The 24,807-nt window shown below is 29.3% G+C and carries 23 protein-coding genes; 1 reads left to right on the forward strand and 22 read right to left on the reverse strand.

All coding sequences use genetic code 11. The annotated features are described in order from the left end of the window. Positions 1–13 precede the first annotated feature (13 nt). From BN6774_RS11515 to BN6774_RS11605, 19 genes are all read right to left on the reverse strand, one after another. Positions 14–328: a ribosomal L7Ae/L30e/S12e/Gadd45 family protein gene (locus BN6774_RS11515; RefSeq protein ID WP_066893770.1), complete on the reverse strand. Its 315-nt coding sequence runs from the start codon at positions 326–328 to the stop codon at positions 14–16. Beyond that, entirely contained in the window at positions 321–584 is a 264-nt protein-coding gene (gene rnpM / locus BN6774_RS11520; protein ID WP_066893772.1) for an RNase P modulator RnpM, read from the reverse strand. The genes BN6774_RS11515 and rnpM overlap by 8 nt, the downstream gene beginning before the upstream one ends. Before the next feature lie 12 nt (positions 585–596). After that, positions 597–1,700 (reverse strand): transcription termination factor NusA, encoded by a 1,104-nt coding sequence (gene nusA, locus BN6774_RS11525; RefSeq protein WP_066893774.1) that lies wholly within the window; start codon positions 1,698–1,700, stop codon positions 597–599. A gap of 16 nt (positions 1,701–1,716) precedes the next feature. Next, entirely contained in the window at positions 1,717–2,181 is a 465-nt protein-coding gene (gene rimP / locus BN6774_RS11530; protein WP_066893777.1) for a ribosome maturation factor RimP, read from the reverse strand. Positions 2,182–2,439: 258 nt separating this feature from the next. After that, on the reverse strand, positions 2,440–6,774 hold the full coding sequence (locus BN6774_RS11535) for a PolC-type DNA polymerase III (RefSeq protein WP_207644575.1): 4,335 nt from the start codon (positions 6,772–6,774) through the stop codon (positions 2,440–2,442). Positions 6,775–6,890: 116 nt separating this feature from the next. Continuing rightward, positions 6,891–7,940 (reverse strand): flavodoxin-dependent (E)-4-hydroxy-3-methylbut-2-enyl-diphosphate synthase, encoded by a 1,050-nt coding sequence (ispG, locus tag BN6774_RS11540; RefSeq protein ID WP_066893782.1) that lies wholly within the window; start codon positions 7,938–7,940, stop codon positions 6,891–6,893. 13 nt (positions 7,941–7,953) lie between these two features. Continuing rightward, positions 7,954–8,973 (reverse strand): RIP metalloprotease RseP, encoded by a 1,020-nt coding sequence (gene rseP, locus BN6774_RS11545; RefSeq protein ID WP_066893784.1) that lies wholly within the window; start codon positions 8,971–8,973, stop codon positions 7,954–7,956. A gap of 12 nt (positions 8,974–8,985) precedes the next feature. Continuing rightward, complete coding sequence (gene dxr / locus BN6774_RS11550; RefSeq protein ID WP_066893786.1) at positions 8,986–10,146, reverse strand: 1-deoxy-D-xylulose-5-phosphate reductoisomerase; 1,161 nt, start codon at positions 10,144–10,146, stop codon at positions 8,986–8,988. A gap of 20 nt (positions 10,147–10,166) precedes the next feature. Continuing rightward, on the reverse strand, positions 10,167–11,123 hold the full coding sequence (locus BN6774_RS11555) for an AI-2E family transporter (protein ID WP_066893788.1): 957 nt from the start codon (positions 11,121–11,123) through the stop codon (positions 10,167–10,169). A 179-nt stretch (positions 11,124–11,302) separates the two neighbouring features. Next, on the reverse strand, positions 11,303–12,097 hold the full coding sequence (locus BN6774_RS11560; RefSeq protein ID WP_066893790.1) for a phosphatidate cytidylyltransferase: 795 nt from the start codon (positions 12,095–12,097) through the stop codon (positions 11,303–11,305). A 16-nt stretch (positions 12,098–12,113) separates the two neighbouring features. After that, positions 12,114–12,875, reverse strand: coding sequence for an isoprenyl transferase (locus BN6774_RS11565; RefSeq protein ID WP_066893792.1), 762 nt, complete (start codon positions 12,873–12,875; stop codon positions 12,114–12,116). Positions 12,876–12,930: 55 nt separating this feature from the next. Continuing rightward, the gene (gene frr / locus BN6774_RS11570; RefSeq protein ID WP_066893794.1) at positions 12,931–13,488 is read right to left on the reverse strand and encodes a ribosome recycling factor; all 558 of its coding nucleotides are present in this window, start codon (positions 13,486–13,488) and stop codon (positions 12,931–12,933) included. Between the two features lie 9 nt (positions 13,489–13,497). Further along, positions 13,498–14,214: a UMP kinase gene (gene pyrH / locus BN6774_RS11575; protein ID WP_066896627.1), complete on the reverse strand. Its 717-nt coding sequence runs from the start codon at positions 14,212–14,214 to the stop codon at positions 13,498–13,500. Between the two features lie 69 nt (positions 14,215–14,283). Further along, complete coding sequence (gene tsf / locus BN6774_RS11580; protein WP_066893796.1) at positions 14,284–15,195, reverse strand: translation elongation factor Ts; 912 nt, start codon at positions 15,193–15,195, stop codon at positions 14,284–14,286. Positions 15,196–15,279: 84 nt separating this feature from the next. Next, entirely contained in the window at positions 15,280–15,981 is a 702-nt protein-coding gene (gene rpsB, locus BN6774_RS11585; RefSeq protein WP_066893798.1) for a 30S ribosomal protein S2, read from the reverse strand. 224 nt (positions 15,982–16,205) lie between these two features. Continuing rightward, on the reverse strand, positions 16,206–16,982 hold the full coding sequence (gene codY, locus BN6774_RS11590; RefSeq protein WP_066893800.1) for a GTP-sensing pleiotropic transcriptional regulator CodY: 777 nt from the start codon (positions 16,980–16,982) through the stop codon (positions 16,206–16,208). Between the two features lie 198 nt (positions 16,983–17,180). After that, complete coding sequence (gene topA / locus BN6774_RS11595) at positions 17,181–19,271, reverse strand: type I DNA topoisomerase (protein WP_066893802.1); 2,091 nt, start codon at positions 19,269–19,271, stop codon at positions 17,181–17,183. Between the two features lie 43 nt (positions 19,272–19,314). Continuing rightward, entirely contained in the window at positions 19,315–20,355 is a 1,041-nt protein-coding gene (gene dprA, locus BN6774_RS11600; RefSeq protein ID WP_066893804.1) for a DNA-processing protein DprA, read from the reverse strand. Between the two features lie 11 nt (positions 20,356–20,366). After that, complete coding sequence (locus BN6774_RS11605) at positions 20,367–21,890, reverse strand: YifB family Mg chelatase-like AAA ATPase (RefSeq protein ID WP_066893806.1); 1,524 nt, start codon at positions 21,888–21,890, stop codon at positions 20,367–20,369. A gap of 105 nt (positions 21,891–21,995) precedes the next feature. Between BN6774_RS11605 and BN6774_RS11610 the strand changes: the two genes are divergently transcribed. After that, entirely contained in the window at positions 21,996–22,367 is a 372-nt protein-coding gene (locus BN6774_RS11610) for a YraN family protein (protein ID WP_066893808.1), read from the forward strand. A 4-nt stretch (positions 22,368–22,371) separates the two neighbouring features. Here the strand turns inward: BN6774_RS11610 and BN6774_RS11615 are convergent, their stop codons facing one another. The 3 genes from BN6774_RS11615 to rplS form a co-directional block, all read right to left on the reverse strand. After that, complete coding sequence (locus tag BN6774_RS11615) at positions 22,372–23,184, reverse strand: ribonuclease HII (RefSeq protein WP_066893810.1); 813 nt, start codon at positions 23,182–23,184, stop codon at positions 22,372–22,374. Position 23,185: 1 nt separating this feature from the next. Further along, positions 23,186–24,049: a ribosome biogenesis GTPase YlqF gene (gene ylqF / locus BN6774_RS11620; RefSeq protein ID WP_066893812.1), complete on the reverse strand. Its 864-nt coding sequence runs from the start codon at positions 24,047–24,049 to the stop codon at positions 23,186–23,188. Between the two features lie 376 nt (positions 24,050–24,425). Next, positions 24,426–24,776 carry a 50S ribosomal protein L19 gene (rplS, locus tag BN6774_RS11625; RefSeq protein WP_066893814.1) on the reverse strand — a complete coding sequence of 117 codons (351 nt, stop codon included), beginning with the start codon at positions 24,774–24,776 and terminating at the stop codon, positions 24,426–24,428. Between the last annotated feature and the right edge of the window lie 31 nt (positions 24,777–24,807).

Raw genomic sequence — 24,807 nt, forward strand, 5'->3', positions numbered from 1 at the left:
AAATCACCCCCGGTTAATTTTTAATACTTTGTGTTTCATAAAGGGTATAAAGCTTGTTAGCCATATTTTCATCAGTAATAGCTAATATTTTTACCTCTTCTCTTCCAATAGAAAGACCTATTTCTTCCTTTGAAAAATTTTCTATAAACCTAATATTCTTTAATAAGCAATGGTTTTTAAATTTCTTTTTAGTACTGTTTGAAGCATCTTTAGAAATTATGAATAAATAAATAGATCTTCTATTTCTTTCTTCATCACATTTACTATACCCTTCAATTACATTACCTGATCTTTTAGCTAAACCTAGAAAATTAAAAAACTTATCCATTTATTTCTTCCCTTAATCTATTATAAATTTCTTCATTTATAGCTACATCTAAATTTCTTGAAAGTCTCTTTGCTTTAAATGCTTTTTCTAAGCACTCTTTATCTTTACAAATATAAGCACCCCTACCTGACTTTTTGCCAGTTAAGTCAACAGAAACTTCTCCTTCTGGACTTTTAACAACTCTTATAAGCTCTTTTTTAGGCTTCATTTCCATGCATCCAGTACACATTCTTAAAGGAATTTTCTTTACTTTCATAAAAAGCCTCCCTTACTCTAAGATTTCAATTTCTTCAACTGATTCTTCTTTTACTTCTTCTTTCTTTAGTGCTTCTGCTTGTGATTTACTTTTTATATCAATTTTCCAATTAGTTAATTTTGCTGCAAGTCTAACATTTTGACCTTCCTTACCTATAGCAAGGGATAATTGATTATCATCTACAACAACTTTAGCAGATTTACTTTCTTCGAAAGCTTCAACTTCTAAAACTTTTGCAGGACTTAAAGATGCTGCAATAAATTCTTCTGGATTTTTGCTCCATTTAATTATATCTATCTTTTCACCCTTTAGTTCATTAACTATGTTTTGTACTCTAGTTCCTTTTGGTCCAACACATGCTCCCATTGGATCCACATTTTCATCATTTGAATAAACTGCTATTTTACTTCTTGAACCAGCTTCTCTTGAAATACTCTTTATTTCAACAATACCTTCATAAATTTCAGGTACTTCTAACTCAAATAATCTTTTTACTAAACCTGGATGAGTTCTTGAAACTAGAATTTGTGCTCCCTTTGACCCATTTTTAACTTCTACAACATATAGTTTAATTCTTTCATTAAACTTATATTCTTCTCCTGGAATTTGTTCATTAGGTCCTATAGATGTCTCTATTCTACCAAGGTTTACAAAAACATTCCCCTTATCTTTTCTTAAAACAGTTCCAGTTATAATATCATATTCTAATTCCTTATACTCAGAATATACTATATTTCTTTCTGCTTCTCTTATTCTTTGAGTAACTACTCCTTTAGCAAGTTGTGCTGCAACTCTTCCAAAGTTCTTTGGTGTTACTTCTAAATCTACTATATCATCAAGATCATATCTTGGACTGATTTCCTTAGCTTCTTCTAAACTTATTTCTGTTACATAGTCATATACATCTTCAACTACTACTTTTTGTGCATATACATGTATTTCGCCTGTTTCCCTATTTATGCTTACCTTAACGTTTTGTGCTGATGTTGTAGGACTTGCATAATTTTTCTTATAAGCTGCAACTAAGGCATCTTCTATAGTTGTAAAAATTAAATCTTCGCTAATCCCCTTATCTTTAACAATTTCTTTAAGAGCACCTATAAACTCTTGGTTCATTTTAATATCCTCCTTATTATATTTCCCCTTCTAAATTTGCTGACTTTATTTTATCTTTCGGAACGGTAAATAAATTATTTTCTTCAACTTCAATAACTATTGAATCTTCATTTACTTCCTTTAATAAGCCTTTTACATTTTTTTTGCCCTCAAAAGATTTTGTAAATCTAATAAGTACTTCTTTTCCAATTTGCTTTTTGTAATGTTCTTCAGTAAATAATCCTCTATTTAAACCTGGAGATGATACTTCTAAAAAGTAAGCTACTGGAATTGGATCTTCTTCATCCATTATGTCACTTACTCTTCTTGATAACTTTTCACAATCTGTTAAAGTTATTCCACCATCTTTATCAATATATATCCTTAAATAATATTCTCCATTTTCTTTTACATACTCAATGTGATAAATTTCATAATTTAGTTCATCTGCAACAGGCCTTACTAATTGATAAATTTTTTCTATTAATGCATCAACTTTCATAATTAACCTCCTTTTGTATTCAGTTTTCTTAAATTGAAGCTACTAATTTAGATACTCTATAAAAAAAGCAACTAAAGGTAGTTGCAATTAAATAGAAAGAGCGGGTAATTCTCACTCCCACTCTACATTCTTAGCTATTAGTAAATCACTTCTTTTTTTATCCTATCATAATTTCCTAATTAATACAAGGGGTAGTAAGGAATTTATTCATTCTATTCTACTTATTACTTTCCCTGTATATGTAATTATTATACTACTTTAAAATAAAGATAATTGATTAGTTTCAGACATCCCTTCAAGACAACCATGATTACTTAAAGTTTCAATTACAGTTTTAGAAACTTTAGCTCTTATTCTTAAATCTTCCTTTGATATAAATTCTCCAGACTTTCTTGCTTCTACTATACTTTTAGCGGCATTATCTCCTACACCTTGAAGTGCACTAATAGGAGGTCTAATACCATCCTCTTCTATTGTAAATTTAGTGGCTTCAGAAATATATAAATCAACTTTTTTAAACTTAAGACCTCTAGCATATAGTTCATAAGAAAGCTCTAAAACAGTAATGAGCCCCTTGTCCTTTGCAGTAGCCTTATTTCCTAATTCATAAAGTTCATCTAACTTTGCTTTTATAGCTCCAGGTCCCTTACAAATAAGATCTGCATCAAAATCATCAGCTCTAACAGAAAAATATGTTGCATAATAAGCCTCAGGATAATAAACCTTAAAATAAGCTATTCTAACGGCCATCATTACATATGCAACAGCATGCCCTTTAGGGAACATATATTTAATCCTCTTACATGACTCTATATACCAATCAGGAACATTATTTTCCCTCATTACTTTTTCAAAATCTTCTGTTAAACCCTTTCCCTTTCTAACACTTTCCATTATAGTAAAGGCCATTTTAGGAGGAACTCCAGCATACATTAAATAAACCATAATGTCATCTCTAGTAGAAATACAGTCTTTAAGGGTTGTATACCCTTCTTTAATAAAATACTGAGCATTATTAAGCCATACATCAGTACCATGGGAAAGTCCTGATATTCTTACTAAATCAGCAAAACTTTTTGGCTGAGTATCTACAAGCATACCTCTAACAAATTTAGTCCCAAACTCCGGCAATCCATAACTACCAACTTCACAACCTAATTCTTCTTTAGTCACTCCTAATGCCTCTGGAGAAGTAAACAGTGATATTACTTTTTTATCATTTAACGGTATTGTTTTAGGGTCTAAACCGGTTAAATCTTGTAACATCCTAATCATAGTAGGATCGTCGTGACCAAGTATATCAAGTTTTAAAAGTCTACCTGATATTGAATGATAATCAAAATGTGTTGTTGTCACATCTGATGTTGAATCATCTGCTGGGCGTTGTATTGGTGTAAAGTTAAAAATTTCATTATCACTTGGAACAACCATGATTCCCCCTGGATGCTGTCCTGTTGTTCTTTTTATACCAGTACATCCAATAGTTAATCTTTCTATTTCTGCACTAGAAGCCCTAAGACCTCTTTCATCCAAGTACTTTCTTACATATCCATACGCAGTTTTTTCTGCTACAGTACCTATTGTTCCAGCTTTAAATACATATCCCTTACCAAATAAAACTTCTGTATACTTATGTATCTCACCTTGGTTATCCCCTGAAAAGTTAAGATCTATATCCGGTTCTTTATCCCCTTCAAATCCTAGGAAAGTTTCAAATGGTATATCGTGACCCTCTTTTATATATTTTGCTCCACATTTTGGACAATCCTTATCTTCTAAATCTGCTCCTGAGCTAACTGATCCATCTAAAAAGAATTCTGAATTCTTACAATCAGGACAGACATAATGTGGAGGAAGACCATTTACTTCAGTTATATTTGACATAGTTGCAACAAAGGAAGATCCAACAGATCCTCTTGATCCAACAAGGTAACCATCTGATAATGATTTTGCAACTAGTTTTTGTGCAATAAGATATAAAACAGCATATCCATTATTTATTATTGAGTTTAATTCCTTATCCAATCTTGTTTGCACTATCTCAGGTAATGGATTGCCATAAATAGAATATGCCTTATTCATTGTCATCTCTCTTATCTCTTCATCTGCTCCTTCTATTTTAGGAGGATAAGTTTCATCTGGTATAGGTTTTAAGGCATCTATAGAATCTGCAATTATTCCTGGATTAGTTATAACAACTTCTTTTGCTCCCTCTTCTCCCAAGTATGAAAATTCCCTAAGCATTTCTTCAGTAGTTTTTAAATATAATGGTGGTTGATTGTCGGAGTCTGAAAAACCTTGACCAGCCATTATTATTCTTCTAAATACTTCATCTTGTGGATCTAGGAAATGGACATCTCCTGTAGCAACTACTAACTTATTTAATTCTTTTCCTAACTTATATATCTTAGTATTTAAGGCTCTTAGTTCTTCTTCATCCTTTACATTTCCTTTTTCAATGAGATAACTATTATTTGCAATAGGTTGTATTTCTAAATAATCATAAAAACTCATAATGTCTTTAAGCTCTTCATCTGACTTTCCATCTAATACAGCCCTATAAACTTCTCCCGCTTCACAGGCAGAACCTATTATGAACTCTTCTCTCATCTCCATAAGTCTACTCTTCCTAGTTCTTGGATGCTTATGAAAGTTATCTAAATGAGCTTCTGATATTAATTTATACAAGTTTTTCATTCCAGCTTGACTTTTAGCAAAGATAATTATGTGAAAAGTCTTTTCCTTTTTTATATCCATTTTATCAAGGAATTCATTATTTAACTCTCTAACATTATTTATATTTAATTCTTCTATCATCTTTTTCAAAGATATTAAGAAAATTTCAGCAGTAGCCTTTGCATCATCAACAGCTCTATGGTGATTTTCAAGAGATACTCCTAAATATTTTGCAACTAAATTTAATTTAACTCTTTTTAAATCTGGATATAAAAATCTTGCCATAGGTACAGTATCTAAGATAGTAGATGTAAATTCCAACCCTAAATCTTTACAATTTTTCTTAATGAAACCTGTATCAAAGGCAGCATTATGAGCTACTACTGCTGCTCCATCTATGAACTCCATAAATTTCGGTAAAACAATCTCTATAGGATCTGCATTTTCTACCATTTCATCAGTAATCCCTGTAAGTTCAGTAATTTTATATGGAATTTTACATTTTGGATAAATAAACTCACTAAAAGTATCTATGATTTCCCTATTTCTTATTTTTACAGCACCAATTTCTATAATTTTATCGTTATTTGGAGAAAAACCTGTAGTTTCTATATCAAAAACTATAAAAGTATCAGTAAAGTCTTCATTTTTATCATTTATAGCAATTGGAACACCATCATTAACTAAATATCCTTCCACTCCATATAAAACCTTAATTTTATTCTTCTTTGCTGCTATTTGAGCATCAGGAAATGCTTGAACAACACCATGATCTGTTATTGCTATAGCCTTATGTCCCCATTTTGCTGCTCTTTCTATTAATTTACTAACAGAAGTTACTCCATCCATAGCACTCATAGTTGTATGGCAGTGTAGCTCTATTCTTTTTGCTTCAGAACCATCCATTCTTTCTATTTTACTCATCCTCAGAATATCTCTACCCATTATTACTACTTCTCTTGCATATGTATCATAAACGGCCTCTCCCCTCACTTTACAATACAATCCCTTCTTCACATTTTCTAAAACTTCTTCTGTATCTTGAGGTTTCAAAAAACATTTTACAGTAATAGAACTAGTATAATCAGTTATATAGAAAGTAAGAATAGTCTTTCCAGTTTTAGTTTCCACTATATCAGTTTTAAATACTTCTCCAATTATAGCAACAACTCCAGAGGTTTCGTCAATTCCATTAATAGGAATAGCCTCTTGACTTATAGACCTTCCTAAAATACTATTTTCACTTTTAGGCTCTCTTTTAAATTCACGTTTTTCGTAATTTTTCTTAGGCTTAGCTCCTTGTTTTTCTTCTGAATTTGTTTTATTAGATGAATTTTCTTTTGAAATATTCCTTCCATTAAATATTTCCTTTAAAACTTCTCTTTCTTCTTGAATTTTTTCATCATAATTGCTTTTAGACTCTAAACTACTATCATATTCTAGCTTAACTTTTGATTTTAAACCAAATACACTTTCAATATTTAATTCTATTTGCTTAGGTATTCCTCTTGTGTTTAAATGCTCATTTATTTTTTCATATCCACTAGTAATAATTATATTATTATCTTTTATATTTTTTATCCCTTTAGTCAGTACTGATTTAGATAAGGGTACAGTTTTAATAATATTACCTACAACTTCTATCCAATGTTTTTCAACTATTTCATTTATGCTTAAATTGGAAATATCCCTATAAAATAGCACCTCAATATTAATATCAATATTTAATGCATTTTTTATAGCTCTTTTAATCTTTTCTTCTTCAACATCATTTAAAGAATCCTTCCCTCTTATTACTACTTTTAAAACATTGCTTTTTCTTAGAAATTGAAATTTTACTATGCTAAGCTCCTTATCTTCTAAATCATCATACTTATTAATTTCTTTTTTTATAAGTTTTAAAGCATTTTCACCCAATAAAACACCCCCTTCTTCCTTTAATGTCATTATTTAAACGGAAAATTGACAATGTAAAATGACTATTAAGTATTATATCACCTTAATTATTCATAGTTCATTGTCAATTAATTCCACTACATATTTTCTATTTCTTTCATTAGTTCTTCAATTAAATCTTCTTCTTTTACTTTTCTAACTATTACACCTTTTTTAAATATTAAACCTTCGCCTCTTCCACCAGCTATTCCAATATCTGCTTCTCTAGCTTCTCCTGGTCCATTTACTGCACATCCCATTACAGCAACTTTAATATTTTTATTTATATTTTCTAATCTCTTTTCTACCTCTTCTGCGATTTTAATTAAATTAATTTGAGTTCTTCCGCATGTTGGACAAGATACAAATTGTAATCCACTTTTTCTTAGCTTTAAAGCTTTTAAAATTTCTTTTGCAACTTTAATTTCTTCTATTGGATCACTAGTTAAAGAAACTCTTATAGTATCACCAATTCCTTCAGCTAGTAATGTACCAAGTCCAATACTTGATTTAATTGTTCCTCTAAATGGAGTTCCTGATTCAGTTACTCCTAAGTGTAGAGGATAATTACAACTTTCACTCATTAATCTATAAGCCTCAATCATCATTGTTACATCTGATGACTTTATAGATATTACTATATCATAAAACTCTAACTCTTCTAGAATTTTAACATGCTTTAATGCGGACTCTACAAGTCCTTTTGCTGTTGGCTTCCCATCTCTTTCTAAAATTTCTTTTTCTAAAGATCCAGAGTTAACCCCTATTCTTATGGGAATATTTTTTTCCTTTGCTGCTTCTACAACAATTTTAACTTTTTCAACACTCCCTATATTTCCCGGATTAATTCTTAATGCAGAAACTCCATTTTCAATAGCTGCCAAAGCTAGCTTATAATCAAAGTGTATGTCTGCTACCACAGGTATTGGAGATTTCTCGCATATACCTTTTAGGGCCTTTGCTGCTTCCATATCGGGTACAGCGCATCTTATTATTTCACAACCTGCCTCATATAAGCTATTGATTTGATCTAATGTTGCTTCTATATCTCTTGTATCTGTATTAGTCATAGATTGTATAGATACAGGTGCGTCACCACCTACATAACAACTTCCAACCTTAACTTTTCTTGTATTCTTTCTTTCCATCTTCTTTCATCTCCTATAGCTGTATAGGGAATAATATATCCTTTATAGTCACTAATATCATAAGTCCAAAAAGAAGCATAAGTCCTACATAATTTACTGCACCAACTATTTTTTCAGGAACCTTTCTTCTTGTAATTAACTCTATTAATAATATAACAGTCCATCCACCATCTAAAGCTGGAAATGGCAACATATTAAATACAGCTAAGTTTATACTTATGAATGCTATAAAGTACATAAGATTCCATATACCATTTTTTGCAGCTTCTCCTGACATTCGAATAATAGATACAGGACCCCCAACATCAGTTTTAAAATTAACTTCTCCAGTAAGCATCATTTTTAGACTTTTATATGTCTGACTTACTACTGCTACTGTTTCTTTAAAGCTTTGTTTAAAACTTTGAACTATTCCTGGATTGTTTATTCTTTGAAATTCAAAGCCAATCATATATCTTTCCCTTCCATTTTCCTCTACTAACTTAGGAGTAACCACAACTTCCTTTTTCTCCCCATCTCTTTTAATCAAGAAGTTAATAGGTTTATCCTTAGAAAGGTTAATCCCTATAGATAAGTCATCTGCTGAAAACACCTTACTACCATTAACTTTTAAAAATTCATCGCCTTCTTTAAGACCAGCCTCCATAGCAGGCATATTTTCTATTAAACTATTCACCTTAGGCAGGCTATACCCAAATTTATTTAAGAAAACTGTAAATATTATTATAGCAAGTAAAAAATTCATAACTGCTCCTGCTATAATAACACTTATTCTTCTAATAGGCGACTTTGAAGAAAAGCTTCTTTCATCTTGAACCTCTTCTTCCTCCCCCATCATTTTAACATATCCACCGATTGGAAACAAACCAATTGAATATTTAGTTTCTTTTCCTTCAGTAGAAAATATTTTAGGACCCATACCTATAGAAAATTCTTCAACCCTTATCCCATTTACCTTCGCCATTATAAAATGACCAAGCTCATGTACTATTATAAGTAAACTAAAACCTAATAACGCATAAACTATATACACTATAAACTCCTCCTAACTCCAACTTGCCCTTATATACCTTCTAACCTTATTGTCTAAATTAATTATATTATCTAAAGTAACTTTTTTTGTTTTATCTTCCTTGAATACTTCTAAAGCTTCTTCAATTATTTTTGGTATATCTAAAAATTTAATCTTTCTTTCTAATAATAAGGCTACTGCTTCTTCATTAGCACTATTTAAAATACATGGAGCTAAGCCACCTTCTATACCAACTTTATAAGCAAGTTTAAGGCATTTAAATGTATCTAAATCAGGTTTTTCAAAAGTTAGATTACCAATTTCATAAAAATTTAATCTTTTCGCTACAGCTTTTTTTCTTTCTTTTTTATTAATTGCATATTGTATTGGTAATTTCATATCTGTTGATCCTAATTGTGCTATAACACTTGCATCATTATACTCAACCATTGAATGAATTATACTTTGTGGATGAACAACAACTTCAATATTCTCATATGGGCAATTAAATAAAAAATGTGCTTCTATTACTTCTAACCCCTTATTCATTAAACTAGCCGAATCTATAGAAATTTTTTGGCCCATATTCCACTTTGGATGCTTTAAAGCATCATCAACTGTAACATTTTTTAAATATTCTATATCTTTACCTCTAAAAGGTCCCCCTGAAGCTGTTAATATAATTTTATTTACATCTTTCTCAGTATATCCATTTAGAGCTTGGAATATAGCACTGTGCTCTGAATCAACTGGTAAAATTTCCACTCCATTTTCCTTAGCTTTTTCCATAACAAGTTCTCCAGCTACTACTAAAGTTTCTTTATTAGCTAAAGCAATATCTTTCTTTGACTCTATTGCCTTTAATGTAGGCCTTAAGCCTATCATACCAACTACAGACGTTACAACCATCTCTATTTCATCTAAAGAAGCTATTTTTTCTAACCCTTCAATGCCTGAATATACTTCTATATTTAAATTATTTTCTAGACAATAATTTTTTATAGATTTTGCACTTTCTTCTTCCATCATAGCAACATATTTAGGCATAAACTCATTAATTATATCTATTATTTTGTTTACTGATGAATTAGCACTTATACCTACTAACTCTATTTCATTATTAGAATTTCTAATTACATCTAAAGTTTGAGTGCCTATTGAGCCTGTAGCTCCTAAAATTGAAATTTTCTTCATTTCTTCCTCCTAGTTTTAGTTTACTCACTATAAATTATATCTTTTGCTATTATACTATAAATTGGACCTGCTATTATACCAATAAATCCAAACATATTTACCCCTATATAAATAGATAATATTATTATTAAAGGATGTATTTCAAGTTTACTACTTAAAAATTTTGCTTCTAAAATCTCTCTTGTAAACCTTTCTAATATATATAATGAAATTAATCCTACTACTAATATGTACCTCTTTATTATAATATTGTATATTATTATTGGTATAAAAACAATTGTTGTTCCTACAAAAGGTAGTATATCTAAAATAGAGCATACCGCCCCTAATAACAAACTATTATCTATTCCTAATATTTTTAATCCTACTGTAATTATTAAAGCACTTAAAAATATTAGCTTAACTTCTATCTTTAATACTTCTTTTAAATTTTTAGTTTTTTCGAAAAAGTTTTTTATAAAGTTCTTTGGAAATAGATGATTAAATAAATCATAAATCATATCCTTATCTACTAACATAAAATAGCTAATAATATTTGCTAATAAATAAGAGATAATACTCTCACTAGTAATAATAGCTCCTTGCATTATCATAGTACTATTAAAAAATCTACTTAAATTTTGTATAGTTTTATTAATATCTAAATTTAAAAACATTTTGATATTATTAACTAATCCATCTACCTCCAACATATTATTTATATAAAATCTATAAAACATTTCAAGTAATCTATTACCAAAATAATATATTATTATAAACAAACTTATATTAACTAACAATATGCTAATAATAGCACAAAGAGATTTATTCATATTACTTTTTAGTAAAAATTTATATATAGGATGTGTAATCATAATCATTATTATTACTATAAAAAAGGGGGCAAAATATTTTTTTATAGCTATGGTTATAATTGCAATAATAATAAAAGCTATTATTATATTAATGATTTTATTGTATGTATTGTATATTTTCATAGCACTACTCCTTATTATTTCATACTATGATTATATTAATATCCTTTATAATACATGCCTTTTAAAAGGTATTAAAATATACAAGGTTAATACTAATAATAAATTGATTTTATTTCAATAAAATTTTTATACGTTAAAAAAGGGCTAGATATACTAACCCTTTTTTATATATTAAGTTTTTAAATTCCTACAATGAAAGTTAAGTAATAAAATACTACAGCAGAATTAAATAATATAGAATCAAATCTATCTAATATTCCTCCATGTCCTGGTATCAAATTACTATAATCTTTAATTCCAACATATCTTTTTACTGATGATGCAACTAGATCTCCAAATTGCCCCATAATTCCACATAGAGCTCCTATTAAAAAGAAATGAATTACTTGAACTTCTGGCACATAAGATGAAACTATTACACCAAATACTCCACAACCTATTGTACTTCCTAGTAATCCTCCTATTGAACCAGCAATAGTTTTTTTAGGACTAACCTCTGGGCATAACTTTCTCTTCCCCAAATATTTTCCAGCATAGTAAGCAGCCGTATCGCATACCCAAGATCCAATAAATATAAGCCAAACTAAAAATTGTCCTGAAGCTTTACTATTAACCAAAGGTATAAAACTGAATAATATTCCTACGTATAAAAAGCCTATTAATGTTATTGAAGCATCTATAAAAGTGTACTTTAAATTAATTATAGGTACTATTAACAATAATATAGTAGCCAATACAATAACATACATAAGATATTCAAAGTCATTACCTAGAATGTAAAAAATCCCCAAAAGTACATATCCAATTAAAGGTATAGGATTAAACTTTTTCACCTTTAATGCTTTATAAAATTCATATAGTCCAGCAATAGAAAGGACTATTGTAAATCCTTTAAGCCAAATACCTCCTAAAAATATAAAAAGTATAAATGGGGCTATCATAGCTGCTCCTATATATCTACTATTTAATTTCATTTCTTCACCTCAAATACTATACTCCACCATATCTTCTATCTCTATGTTGATAATCATATATGGCCTTACGTAAGTGCTCTTCTTTAAAATCAGGCCAACAAACATTAGAATACCAAAACTCTGAATAAGCACATTGCCATAGTAAAAAGTTGCTAATTCTTTGTTCACCTGAAGGTCTTATAATTAAATCTGGATCTGGAATATCTCTAGTATATAAAAATCTTTCAAATATATCTTCATTTATATCTTCACTATCTATCTTTCCACATTTAACTTCTTCACATACTAATTTGACAGCTCTAATTATTTCATCTCTACCACCATAATTAAAAGCTATATTAACAACTACTCCTGTATTATTTTTAGTTACTTCTATAGCCTCTAAAATTTCTTTTTGAGCATCAGTAGGAAGTTTAGTTATATCTCCTAAGACCTTAATTACTACTCCATTTCTATTCAGCTCTGCTAATTCACTACGTAAATATTCCACTAGTAATTTCATTAAAGCTGAAACCTCATCATCAGGTCTTTTCCAATTTTCAGTTGAAAAAGCATAAAGAGTCAAGTATTTTATACCTAATACATGGGCTTCCTTGATTACTCTTCTTATTGTTTCTACACCAGCTTTATGGCCCATAGTTCTTGGAAGTTTTCTTTTTTTTGCCCAACGACCATTGCCATCCATAATTATAGCTATATGCTTTGGTATATTATTCTTATCTAAAACTATTTCATTATTTTCTTTTTTATTTTTGCTAGTTTTAAAAACATCTAACATAACTTTATGTTCCCTCCACCATTTGATATGGAAAAAAACCTGCTAAAGGCAGGTTTTAAATTGACATAATCTCTTTTTCTTTTGCCAAGATTAAAGTATCTACTTCCTTAACGTAAGTATCTATTATTTTTTGCACTTTTTCTTCAGCATTCTTAAGTTCATCTTCTGTTATGTCGCCATCCTTTTTAAGTGCTTTAACTTTATCATTAGCTTCTCTTCTTATAGATCTTAAAGCAACCTTAGCTTCTTCACCAGTCTTTTTTACAACCTTAACTAAGTTCTTTCTAGTTTCTTCTGTTAATTCTGGAACTACTAATCTAATAACACTTCCATCATTTGAAGGATTAATTCCTAAATCTGAAACTAAAATAGCTTTTTCAATCTCTTTCATTAAACTTTTTTCCCAAGGTGAAATCACTAATACTCTTGGCTCTGGAGCAGAAATATTAGCTACTTGACTTAATGGACATGGGCTTCCATAATAATCAACCTTAATTCTATCTAACATCGTAGGGTTAGCTCTACCTGCTCTTAAAGTTGAAAGATCAGATTTTAATACAGAAATAGTTTTTTTCATTTTATCTTCTGCTTTTACAATAATGTCCTTAATCATAATAACCTCCTATTTTTTAGATGAAACTAAAGTTCCTATCTTCTCACCAGAAATAGCTCTTTTTATATTTCCTGGTTCATCTAATCCAAATACTAAGATTGGAATATTATTATCCATACATAAAGATGTTGCTGTTGAGTCCATAACTTGTAATCCTTGTTCAAGAACTTCTATATAAGTAAGTGTATCATACTTTTTAGCTTCTGGATATTTATATGGATCTTTATCATAAACTCCATCAACTTTTTTAGCTAATAATATTACATCAGCTTCTATTTCAGCCGCTCTTAAAGCTGCAGTTGTATCAGTTGAGAAGTAAGGATTTCCTGTACCAGCTGCAAATATAACTACTCTTCCCTTTTCTAAATGCCTAACTGCTCTTCTTCTTATGAAAGGTTCAGCTATTTCTTTCATTTCTATAGCAGTTTGAACTCTAGTCATTACTCCATTTTGTTCAAGTGAGTCTTGTAATGCTAAAGCATTAATGCAAGTAGCTAACATTCCCATATGATCTGCTTGTGATCTATCCATGCCTTCTCCACTTCTGCCTCTCCAAATGTTTCCGCCACCTACAACTAATCCAACTTCCACACCCATATCTACTAGATCTTTTACTTCTAAAGTTATTCTTTTTATCGTATCAAAATCAAATCCAAATCCATTTATTCCTGCTAAAGCTTCGCCAGAAACCTTAAGTATAACTCTCTTATATTGACATTTCTCCATTCTTAGTACCTCCATATATATTAAGTTACTTCTTAAAAAAAGAGAACACAATATGTGTCCTCCTTTGTATTACTTAGTCATCTTAGCTACTTCTTCAGCGAAGTTATCTTCTGCCTTTTCGATACCTTCTCCTCTTTCGAATCTTACAAACTTATTGATAGTTATAGGAGAACCAACTTCCTTTGATTTTTCTTGAAGATACTTGCTTATGCTCTTATCTCCATCTTTTACCCAAGCTTGATCTAAAAGACATACTTCTTTATAGTACTTTTGAATTCTTCCCATTACCATCTTCTCAACGATGTTTTCTGGTTTTCCTTCATTTAAAGCTTGAACTCTGTAGATTTCTTTTTCTTTTTCTAAAGCTTCTGTATCTACATCTTCTCTGCTTAAGAATGCTGGGTTAGCAGCAGCAACTTGCATACAAACATCCTTAGCTACTTCTTTTAATACAGCAACATTATCAGCTTCACAGTTTAATTCAACTACAACACCAATTCTTCCGCCACCGTGGATATAGCTTTCAACTACTCCATTTGCAACATTAAACTTTGCAAATCTTCTTACAGTCATGTTTTCACCTAACTTAGCTATTAAAGCAGTAAGTGCTTCTGAAACTGTATTTTCAGCATCATATTTTTCAGCAACAAAGTCTTCTACTGTAGTAGCTGAAGTTGTTGATGCCATTTCAGCTAATCTATTAGCAAAGCTTACAAACTCTTCATTAGCAGCAACGAAGTCAGTTTCACAGTTTAATTCAACTATACCAGCTAGTTTGCTATCTTCTGATATGTAAGTTTTTACAATACCTTCTGCAGCAACTCTTCCTGCTTTCTTAGCAGCAGCAGCAAGACCCTTTTCTCTTAATATTTCAACAGCTTTTTCCATATCTCCTTGAGCTTCTGTTAAAGCCTTTTTGCAGTCCATCATTCCTGCACCAGTTTTTTCTCTTAATTCTTTAACTGATTGAGCAGTTATCATAATGTTCATTCCTCCTAACTTATTGTAAACCTTATTATCTAGGTTAAAAGGTAAATGAGAAATCTCACCTACCTTTTTATTTTATTATTCAGCTAATTGTTCGCCTTGTCTTCCTTCGATTATACCATCAGCAATTTTAGCAGTTATTAATTTAACAGCTCTTATTGCATCATCGTTACCTGGAATTACGTAATCTACTTCTTCTGGATCACAGTTAGTATCTACTATACCTACTACTGGAATTCCTAAAATTTTAGCTTCTGAAATAGCATTCTTTTCTTTTCTTGGGTCAACTACGAATATAGCTCCAATGTTGTTAGAATCTAAGTTCTTGATTCCGCCTAAGTTCTTTTCTAATTTTTCCATTTCACCTTTTAACTTAATAACTTCTTTCTTAGGTAAAACTTCAAATGTTCCATCTTCTTCCATAGTTTTTAAAGCTTCTAATCTGTTAATTCTAGTTTTGATAGTTTTGAAGTTTGTTAACATTCCACCTAACCATCTATTGTTAACGAAGTGCATGTTTGATCTTATTGCTTCTTCTTCGATAGCTTCTTGAGCTTGTTTCTTAGTTCCTACAAATAAGATATCTTTTCCTTCTGCTGCAACTTCTTTAATGAACTCATAAGCTTCATCTACTTTTTTAACAGTCTTTTGAAGATCTATTATATATATTCCATTTCTTTCTGTGAATATATAAGGAGCCATCTTAGGGTTCCATCTTCTTGTTTGGTGTCCAAAGTGTACACCTGCTTCTAATAATTGTTTCATTGATATAACTGCCATTTTTCTACCTCCTGGTTATTTCCTCCATTATCTTCTTATAAAGCTTCCTATTTAGGCACCAACTTTATAAATTGGATAATGTGTGTATTTCTTACCTTTGTTAGTATAACATAACCTTATTATAGTAGCAACATTTTTTTCATTCAAATATTAATAAATACTTAAATTCCTTATTAATATAAAAACGCTAAATTACAGAAGTAATTTAACGTTTTTAGTTTATGTTAATTAATCTTTTTTAATTCATCAAGTAGTTTTTCATTTAATATTTTAATATGTGTTCCCTTCATTCCAAGAGATCTTGACTCTATTACTCCAGCACTTTCAAATTTTCTCAAAGCATTAACTATTACACTTCTAGTAATTCCCACTTTATCTGCAATTTTTGAAGCAACTAATAATCCCTCATTGCCCTCTAACTCTCCAAAAATATGTTCAACAGCTTCAAGTTCAGAATAAGATAATGTACCAATTGCTAATTGTACTACTGCTTTCTTTCTTGCTTCTTCTTCAATTTCAACTTGCTTAGCTCTTAATATTTCTAATCCAACTATAGTTGCACTATATTCAGCAAGAACTAAATCATCATCAGTAAAGTTTTCTCCAAATCTTGCAAGTATTAATGTACCTAATCTCTCTCTATTACCTATTATAGGAACAATAGTAGTTATTTTATTTTCCATTATGCAATTTCCTTCATCTTCGAAAACACATAATCCTTCATTTGATAAATTAGCTACAGTTTCATGAATATTTAATAGATTTTCATTATAATCCTTTGGAAATCTTTTTTCATCAACAACTTGTTTTTTCATAACATCACATTCAAAACTCTTTGAAAATGCATATCCAAGTACTTTACCTTTTCTACTTGTTACATATACATTACATGATAAAACATCACTTAATAAATCGCATATATCTTCAAAAGCTACTGGGTCCGTTCCTGATTTTTGTAATATCTTATTTAACATTCTTGTTTTATTTAATAATGTTGACATTCAACCTTCCTCCTATGAATAAACCGTTAAATTTTTAGAAAATTTGAAATTATATAAATTTTCCAAAAACATACTCATTACTTATTAAGTCTATCATAGGAAGTTTTTATTTTCAACAAATTTCTTAGTATTTTCGACATTACTCTTGAAAATTTATATATTTTAACAGTTTATTAATCTGTAATCAGTTTCTTTTTTTTATTCTTCATTGTTTTCCTTAGTTATATTAACAATTTTGTTACAATTGCTATCAGAACATTGAGCATAGTTACCTTTTGTTTTACTATACTTTAAAACCATATAAGCTCCACATTCAGGACATTTTTCCTTTAGTGGTTCATTCCAACTTACAAAATCACAACTTGGATAGTTAGCACAGCCAAAAAACTTTTTACCCTTTTTACTCTTTTTAGCTAGGATTTTCCCTCCACACTTCGGGCAAGGTGCATCTATTTCTTCAACAATAGGTTTAGCATTTTTACAATCTGGATATCCTGGACAAGCTAAAAATTTTCCATATCTTCCGTGCTTAATAACCATCATTCTTCCACATTTATCACAAGGTACATCACTTACTTCATCCTCTATTACAACCTTAGATATTTCTTTTTCTGCTTTTTCTAAAGCATTTTTTAATGGAGCGAAGAATTCTCCAACTACCTTTCTCCATTCTTCTTGCCCTTCTTCAATATGGTCTAAGTTTTTTTCCATATCAGCTGTAAATTCAACATCTACAATTTGTTCAAAATACTCACTCATTATATTATTAACAATAAACCCTAGTTCCGTAGGTAGTAAGTTTTTCTTTTCTCTATTTACATAATCCCTACTTAATAATACTGATATAGTTGGAACATAGGTACTTGGTCTTCCTATCCCCTTTTCTTCTAGTAGCTTAACAAAGGACGCTTCTGTATATCTTGCAGGTGGTTGAGTAAAGTGTTGTTTTCCTTCTATATTAACTTTACTTAGTTCATCATTTTCTTCTAAGTTTGGTAATGAAACATCTTCACTATCCTCTTCTGTTAGATATTCATAAATCTTCATAAATCCATCAAACTTTATAGTTGAGCCACTTGCTTTAAACTTGTAATCTCCATTCATTATCTCAATACTATTAGTATTTAATTCACATGAAGCCATTTGACTTGCCATAAATCTATTCCAAATTAACGAATACAGTTTATACTGTTCTGATGTCAAGGATTTTTTTGCTATTTCTGGTGTTATTTCTATAATTGATGGTCTAATAGCTTCGTGAGCATCTTGAATATTTTTCTTTCCTTTATATACTCTTGCCTTACTTGGAACATATTCATTTCCAAAATTAGAATTTATAAATTCTAAAGCCTTACCTTGAGCTTCATCAGAAATTCTAACAGAATCAGTTCTCATATAAGTAATTAAACCAACTGTACCATATCCCTTTACTTCTACTCCTTCATATAGAACTTGAGCTATAGACATTGTTCTCTTTGTCATAAAATTTAATTTTTTCGAAGCTTCTTGCTGTAAAGTACTAGTTGTAAAAGGTGGAAGTGGATTTTTAGTTTTAGTTCCTTTTTTAACCTTTGAGACTATAAATTTATTATTTTTTAATTTTTCAATAATTTCATTACTTTCTTCTTTAGTACTTATTTCAATCTTTTTACCCTTATATTGAGTTAATTTAATAGGGAATTTTTTTCTATCTTTAGTTGCTATACAATCAACAGTCCAATATTCTTTTGGTATAAACTTTTTAATTTCTTCTTCTCTATCACAAATAAGCTTTAATGCTGCTGATTGTACTCTACCGGCACTTAATCCCCACTTAACATTTTTCCATAAAATTGGACTTATTTCATATCCCACTAATCTATCTAAAATTCTTCTTGCTTGTTGTGCATCTACTAAATTATTATTAATTTGTCTAGCTTCTTTAATAGAAGCTTTTACAGCTGTTTTTGTTATTTCATTAAATACTATTCTGCATTTTTTATCTTCTGGTATATTTAAAATATTTGCTAAATGCCATGATATAGCTTCCCCTTCACGATCAGGGTCCGTTGCTAGGTATACTTTATCAGCTTTTTTAGCTGCTTTTTTTAGCTTAGCAATTAAATCCCCTTTTCCCCTAATAGTTATATATTTTGGATTAAAATTATCCTCTATATCTACCCCTAGCTTGCTTTTTGGCAAGTCTCTTACGTGTCCCATAGATGCCTCAACTGTATAATTTTTACCAAGATACTTTCCTATAGTCTTAGCCTTTGCAGGCGATTCCACTATTACAAGATTTTGTCCCATATATAAAACTCCATTTTTCTTTTGGAGTTACACCCCCTTTAATTCATATTGATTTAGCATAATAATTGCCCGGAAGGCAAATAATTTCATTTCTATTTTGCATTTCAAATAATAACTCAAACAATACCTTTCTGTCAACATTTACAGTTGTTAATATATCATCTAAATGTTTTGGTTCACTATTTATAACTTGTAATAATACAGTTTTATAACTATTTTTATCTGATTTCATAACATTTTCTTTTTTTATTCCAAAAAAATCATATAAATCTTCAATTTCTGTAAAAGGTTTTGCTCCATCCCTTATTAATTTATTGCAACCCTCACTATTTCCATTAATGACAGGACCAGGTATCGCCATTATATCGCGTCCAATTTGTAATGCATAATTTACTGTAATCAAACTTCCACTTTTATTTGTTGCTTCTATTATAATTAACCTCTTACTTATTCCACTAATTATTCTATTCCGTCTAGGAAAATTATAGGCCATTGGAGGAGTTTTAGGTAAATATTCCGATATTATTAATCCATCTTTTTTTATTATTTCCTCATATAAAAACTTATTATTCTTAGGATATACTATATCTATACCACAACCTAAAACACCTATAGTTTTCCCCTTATAATTTATAGCGCTTTTATGAGCTATAGAATCTATTCCAGCTGCTAATCCACTAACTACTGTTATATTGTTTTCACTTAATTCCCTACCTATAATTTTAGCAACTTCAGCACCATAATTAGTACATTTTCTCGCTCCTATTACTGCAGCAAGTTCACCTTTTAATAATTCTAAATTTCCTTTATAAAATAATACATAAGGAGGATCATCAACGTGGTTTAAATCATTTGGATATTCTTTATAATTAATAGTAATATATCCTATTCCATTATTTTTTATATAATTTTTAAAATTATTTATTTTATCATCTGTTACTTCATTTATATCTATATTACTAAATTCTTTTATATTCCTTTTATTTTTTCTTATATTTTCTTCATCTTTATATTTCTTAATTAAATTAACTTTCTTTTCATTAGATATTTTTATTAAAATAAACCATAATTCATCATTTCTCATAGAATTACCTCCTATATAATTTCACCTTCAATATTTTTTCTATATCCTAAAGCTTCAAATATATGATAATCACATATCATATCACTGTTATCTAAATCTGCTATTGTACGAGAAATTTTGAGAATTTTATCATAACCTCTCATACTTAAATCAAATTTTTCATAATAACTAGCCAATAAACTTTTTGCTGAAGTTGATATATTAAACAAAGCATCTATATCTTTTCTCTTAACCTCGGAATTATAGTTATACTTAGTTTCTTTAAATCTTTTTTGTTGTATTTTCCTTGCTTTAATAACATTTTCTCTCATTTTATCTGAATTTAAATTATCTGATTTTTTGCTTATATCTTCATATTTTAATTTTGGTACATAATTTAACAAATCCATTCTATCTAATAAAGCTCTAGAAAGCCTTCCCATGTATCTTTTTCTTTCCACCTCACTGCAAGTACATTTGTTATCACCAAAAGCACCCAAATACATGCCACATGGACAAGGATTACATGCAGTTATTAACAAAAAATTACAAGGAAGTTTATATGTCCCATTTAATCTATTTATATTTATTATTTTTTCTTCTAGTGGTTCTCTTAATACCTCTAGAACTTCCTTTTTAAACTCTAAGATTTCATCTAGAAATAATACTCCATTATGAGCTAAAGTTATTTCTCCAGCCTTAACTTCTTTTCCGCCTCCAACTAGCGCAGTTTTTGTTATTGTATTATGAGGAGATCTAAATGGTCTCATAATTTCTTCTTCTCCTTTAAATAATCCTGAAGCACTATATATTTTAGCTATTTCCATTACCTCTTTATAACTTAATGGTGGCATAATAGAAGGCATTGCTTTAGCAAGCATTGTTTTTCCTGATCCAGGAGTTCCATATAAAAGCACATTATGTCTCCCTGCCGCTGAAATTTCCATAGCTCTCTTGGAAGTTCTTTGTCCTACTATTTCTCCATAATCAAAAATAAATTCTTTATTTTCTTTTTCTTCTTCATCAAATATATATGGTAATAAATCCTTATTTTCAATGAAAGATATAACTTCTTTTAAATTATTAAAAGGATAGAAGTTTCCTAAATTAAAATATCTAAGTTCTTTTAAATTATTCAATGGGAATATAAAATTATTCTTTTTTCTATTATCTCCTTCAAAAATAATAGGTAATATTCCTTTTATCTCTTTTAAGCTTCCAGCTAAGGAAAGTTCGCCAAATATAATAAATTCTTTTAACTGTACTTGTTCTATTTGATTAGACTTCATAAGAATTCCTAATGCTATAGGCAAATCAAGTAATGAACCTATTTTCTTTATATCAGCCGGAGCTAAATTAATTGTAATTCTTCCTAACGGAAATTCATATCCGCTATTTACAATGGCGGATCTTACTCTTTCTTTTGATTCCTTTATAGATGCATCTGGAAGGCCTACTATACTAAAGCTTGGCATCCCCTTGTTAATATCTACCTCAACACTTACAAGCATTCCATCTAAACCATTATGTGTTGCACTTATAATTTCTACTGACAAATCACTCACCTCTTTAAAGATTATTGACCATAAGAATTATTTATTAATCATTAACTTGGTGAATTTTTTATATTATTACAGTCAATATTTAAAAGGGGTGATTTTATGAAAAAATATAATAAAGATATTGGCGACTATGGAGAAAATTTAGCCTTAGATTATTTAAATAGAAATGATTATGATATTCTTTATAAAAATTTTAGAATTAGAAATGGTGAAATAGATATAATATGTAAGTTTAAAGATATTATAGTTTTTATAGAAGTAAAAAGTAGGTATAGCTACAATTTTGGATTTCCAAGCGAAGCTGTTACCTACTTAAAACAAAAACAAATAATTAATATATCTAAATATTTTTTACTTAAAAACAAATTATTTAATTATAATTGTAGATTTGATGTAATAGAAGTTTATTTTAATAAAAATAACAATTTATATAATATAAATCATATAAAAGATGCATTTAGATTATATTAAATCCTTACAGTATATTTTTTAAAAAAGACATTCTATGTATTTTACATGGTCCAAACTCTTTTAATCCTTCTATATGCTTAGTTGTACCATAACCGGCATTTTCTTCAAAAGAATAATAAGGATATTCTTTTGAATACTCTTTCATTAAGTTATCTCTGTAAACTTTCGCCAAAATAGAAGCTGCAGCTATAGATGCGGATTTTGCATCACCTTTAATAACAGATTTATTTTCTATATCTATCCCCTTAACTAAGTATCCATCTGATAAAACCAAATCAGGTTTTATTGACATAGAAGTACATGCTTCTAAAAATATATTATTATTGCAGAAGGCTATCCCCTTCTCATCAATTTCATCATTTGATTTTTCTGCTATATAGTATGCTAATGCCTTATTCTTAATCTCTTTTGCAAGCTCTTCTCTTTTCTTTTCAGATAGTTTTTTTGAATCATTAAGCCAAAGAATAAGTTCATCCTCTAATACATTTAAGTCTAAAATAACTGCGCAGGCTACAATAGGTCCAGCTAAAGGTCCACGTCCAACCTCATCTACACCTGCTACATATGTATAATTTCCAAATCCCTTGTCGAAATTATACATTTTTTTTACCCTATCACTTTCACTCTTTATTTTTTCTCTTTCTTTTTCAATTTTTGCACTTAAGGCTTTAACATTTTTTCTATTATCTAAAGCCAGTTTATCAATTAAATATACAAGTTCTGCATTATTTCTTTCTTCTTTTATATTTATTTTATCTACATAACTCTTTATATCCTTATAACTTAAAGCTTCAATGTTCATTTTTAATAATTCCATACTATCCCTCAATTTCTTCATTTGGATGCTCTAATGAAATGTTTCCTATCTTTCCACCTCTAAATTCATCTAATAAAATTACAGCTATTCTGTTATAATCTATTTCTCCACCCTTAACTAAACAGCCTCTTTTTCTTGCAATATTATTTAATGTTTCTAATGGATCCTCATTAACATCATCTATTTTATATCTTTCTATAAGATTACTTTTATAATGTTCTTGTAATCTTTTAACTAAATTAAAAGATAATTCTTCAATATCCATTATCTCGTCCTTTATAGCTCCTGTAAAAGCTAAATTAAGAGCTGTATTATCATCTTCAAACTTAGGCCATAAAACCCCTGGAGTATCAAGCATCTCAATATCCATTTTAGTTTTTATCCATTGCTTACTCTTGGTAACTCCTGGTCTATCCCCTGTTTTTGCTATATTATTTTTTGCCATTTTATTTATAAATGTAGATTTTCCAACGTTAGGTATTCCAACTACCATAACTCTCATTTGAATTTTCACTAATCCTTTAGCTTTTAATCTATCATGCTTTTCCTTTAGCAATGCATCTAATGTTGGCTTTATTTGATTTAGACCTTTACCCGTTAAACAATTCACTTCTAAAACCCTAACATTTTCAGAAGATAAATGATTAATCCACATTTTTGTTACTCTATTTTCTGATAAATCACTTTTGTTTAAAAGTATTATTCTAGGCTTTCCTTCACAAAGTTTATCTATATCAGGATTAGCAGAACTTCTTGGAATTCTTGCGTCTCTAATTTCTATTACTGCATCTACTAATTTTAAATTTTCTTTAATTTCCCTTTGAGTTTTTTTCATATGCCCTGGAAACCAATTTATTTTACCCATTTCTATTTCCTCCATATCAAATATTTATTATAATATCTAAAATTTCACTATATAAATCTTACTCTTATCTATATATGTTTTACTGTTTACAGATAAAAATCTATATTATTTCTTTATTTATTTATACTTATATTGTTAAAGGCTACAATTATCATCAATTTGTTACTATTTATAGTTTTCAAAATAATAAAAAAATATGCTACATAAGTTTGATTATTCCGTGGCCTTAGCTCCAAGTCATAACAATCTTATATAGCACACTTAAAAGCTAAAGGAAAGAAAGTATAAAACGTAATGATAAGAGTAAATTTTTATACTTTCCTTTTCATTAAAGAAAAAGGGACTTAAAAAAGTCCCTTACTTAATCATTAGATCATTATCTAACGTTTAATTCTTTAACTTTAGCAGCCTTACCTACTCTATCTCTTAAGTAGAATAACTTAGCTCTTCTAACTTTACCTTTTCTTACTACTTCCATTCTATCAATGATTGGAGAGTTCATTGGGAAAGTTCTTTCTACTCCAGTTCCATAAGCAACTCTTCTTACAGTGAAAGTTTCTCTTAATCCACCGTTTTGCTTCTTAATAACTGTTCCTTCAAACATTTGGATTCTTTCTCTTGTTCCTTCTTTGATCTTAACATAAACTTTAACAGTATCTCCTACGTTGAAGTTTGGTAGATCGTTTCTTAATTGTTCTGCTTCTATAGCTCTTATTATTTCGTTCATTGTGTAGTCCCTCCTTAAATTTTTATTAGAC

Source organism: Clostridium nigeriense (assembly GCF_900086595.1).
Classification (GTDB): Bacteria; Bacillota; Clostridia; order Clostridiales; family Clostridiaceae; genus Clostridium; species Clostridium nigeriense.

What these genes read in the sequence shown, in the direction of transcription:
- BN6774_RS11515 (WP_066893770.1), bottom strand. Translation starts at nt 328, where the DNA reads ATGGATAAGTTTTTTAATTTTCTAGGTTTAGCTAAAAGATCAGGTAAT.
- rnpM (WP_066893772.1), bottom strand. Translation starts at nt 584, where the DNA reads ATGAAAGTAAAGAAAATTCCTTTAAGAATGTGTACTGGATGCATGGAA.
- nusA (WP_066893774.1), bottom strand. Translation starts at nt 1,700, where the DNA reads ATGAACCAAGAGTTTATAGGTGCTCTTAAAGAAATTGTTAAAGATAAG.
- rimP (WP_066893777.1), bottom strand. Translation starts at nt 2,181, where the DNA reads ATGAAAGTTGATGCATTAATAGAAAAAATTTATCAATTAGTAAGGCCT.
- ispG (WP_066893782.1), bottom strand. Translation starts at nt 7,940, where the DNA reads ATGGAAAGAAAGAATACAAGAAAAGTTAAGGTTGGAAGTTGTTATGTA.
- dxr (WP_066893786.1), bottom strand. Translation starts at nt 10,146, where the DNA reads ATGAAGAAAATTTCAATTTTAGGAGCTACAGGCTCAATAGGCACTCAA.
- BN6774_RS11555 (WP_066893788.1), bottom strand. Translation starts at nt 11,123, where the DNA reads ATGAAAATATACAATACATACAATAAAATCATTAATATAATAATAGCT.
- BN6774_RS11560 (WP_066893790.1), bottom strand. Translation starts at nt 12,097, where the DNA reads ATGAAATTAAATAGTAGATATATAGGAGCAGCTATGATAGCCCCATTT.
- BN6774_RS11565 (WP_066893792.1), bottom strand. Translation starts at nt 12,875, where the DNA reads ATGTTAGATGTTTTTAAAACTAGCAAAAATAAAAAAGAAAATAATGAA.
- frr (WP_066893794.1), bottom strand. Translation starts at nt 13,488, where the DNA reads ATGATTAAGGACATTATTGTAAAAGCAGAAGATAAAATGAAAAAAACT.
- pyrH (WP_066896627.1), bottom strand. Translation starts at nt 14,214, where the DNA reads ATGGAGAAATGTCAATATAAGAGAGTTATACTTAAGGTTTCTGGCGAA.
- tsf (WP_066893796.1), bottom strand. Translation starts at nt 15,195, where the DNA reads ATGATAACTGCTCAATCAGTTAAAGAATTAAGAGAAAAAACTGGTGCA.
- rpsB (WP_066893798.1), bottom strand. Translation starts at nt 15,981, where the DNA reads ATGGCAGTTATATCAATGAAACAATTATTAGAAGCAGGTGTACACTTT.
- codY (WP_066893800.1), bottom strand. Translation starts at nt 16,982, where the DNA reads ATGTCAACATTATTAAATAAAACAAGAATGTTAAATAAGATATTACAA.
- topA (WP_066893802.1), bottom strand. Translation starts at nt 19,271, where the DNA reads ATGGGACAAAATCTTGTAATAGTGGAATCGCCTGCAAAGGCTAAGACT.
- dprA (WP_066893804.1), bottom strand. Translation starts at nt 20,355, where the DNA reads ATGAGAAATGATGAATTATGGTTTATTTTAATAAAAATATCTAATGAA.
- BN6774_RS11610 (WP_066893808.1), top strand. Translation starts at nt 21,996, where the DNA reads ATGAAAAAATATAATAAAGATATTGGCGACTATGGAGAAAATTTAGCC.
- BN6774_RS11615 (WP_066893810.1), bottom strand. Translation starts at nt 23,184, where the DNA reads ATGGAATTATTAAAAATGAACATTGAAGCTTTAAGTTATAAGGATATA.
- ylqF (WP_066893812.1), bottom strand. Translation starts at nt 24,049, where the DNA reads ATGGGTAAAATAAATTGGTTTCCAGGGCATATGAAAAAAACTCAAAGG.
- rplS (WP_066893814.1), bottom strand. Translation starts at nt 24,776, where the DNA reads ATGAACGAAATAATAAGAGCTATAGAAGCAGAACAATTAAGAAACGAT.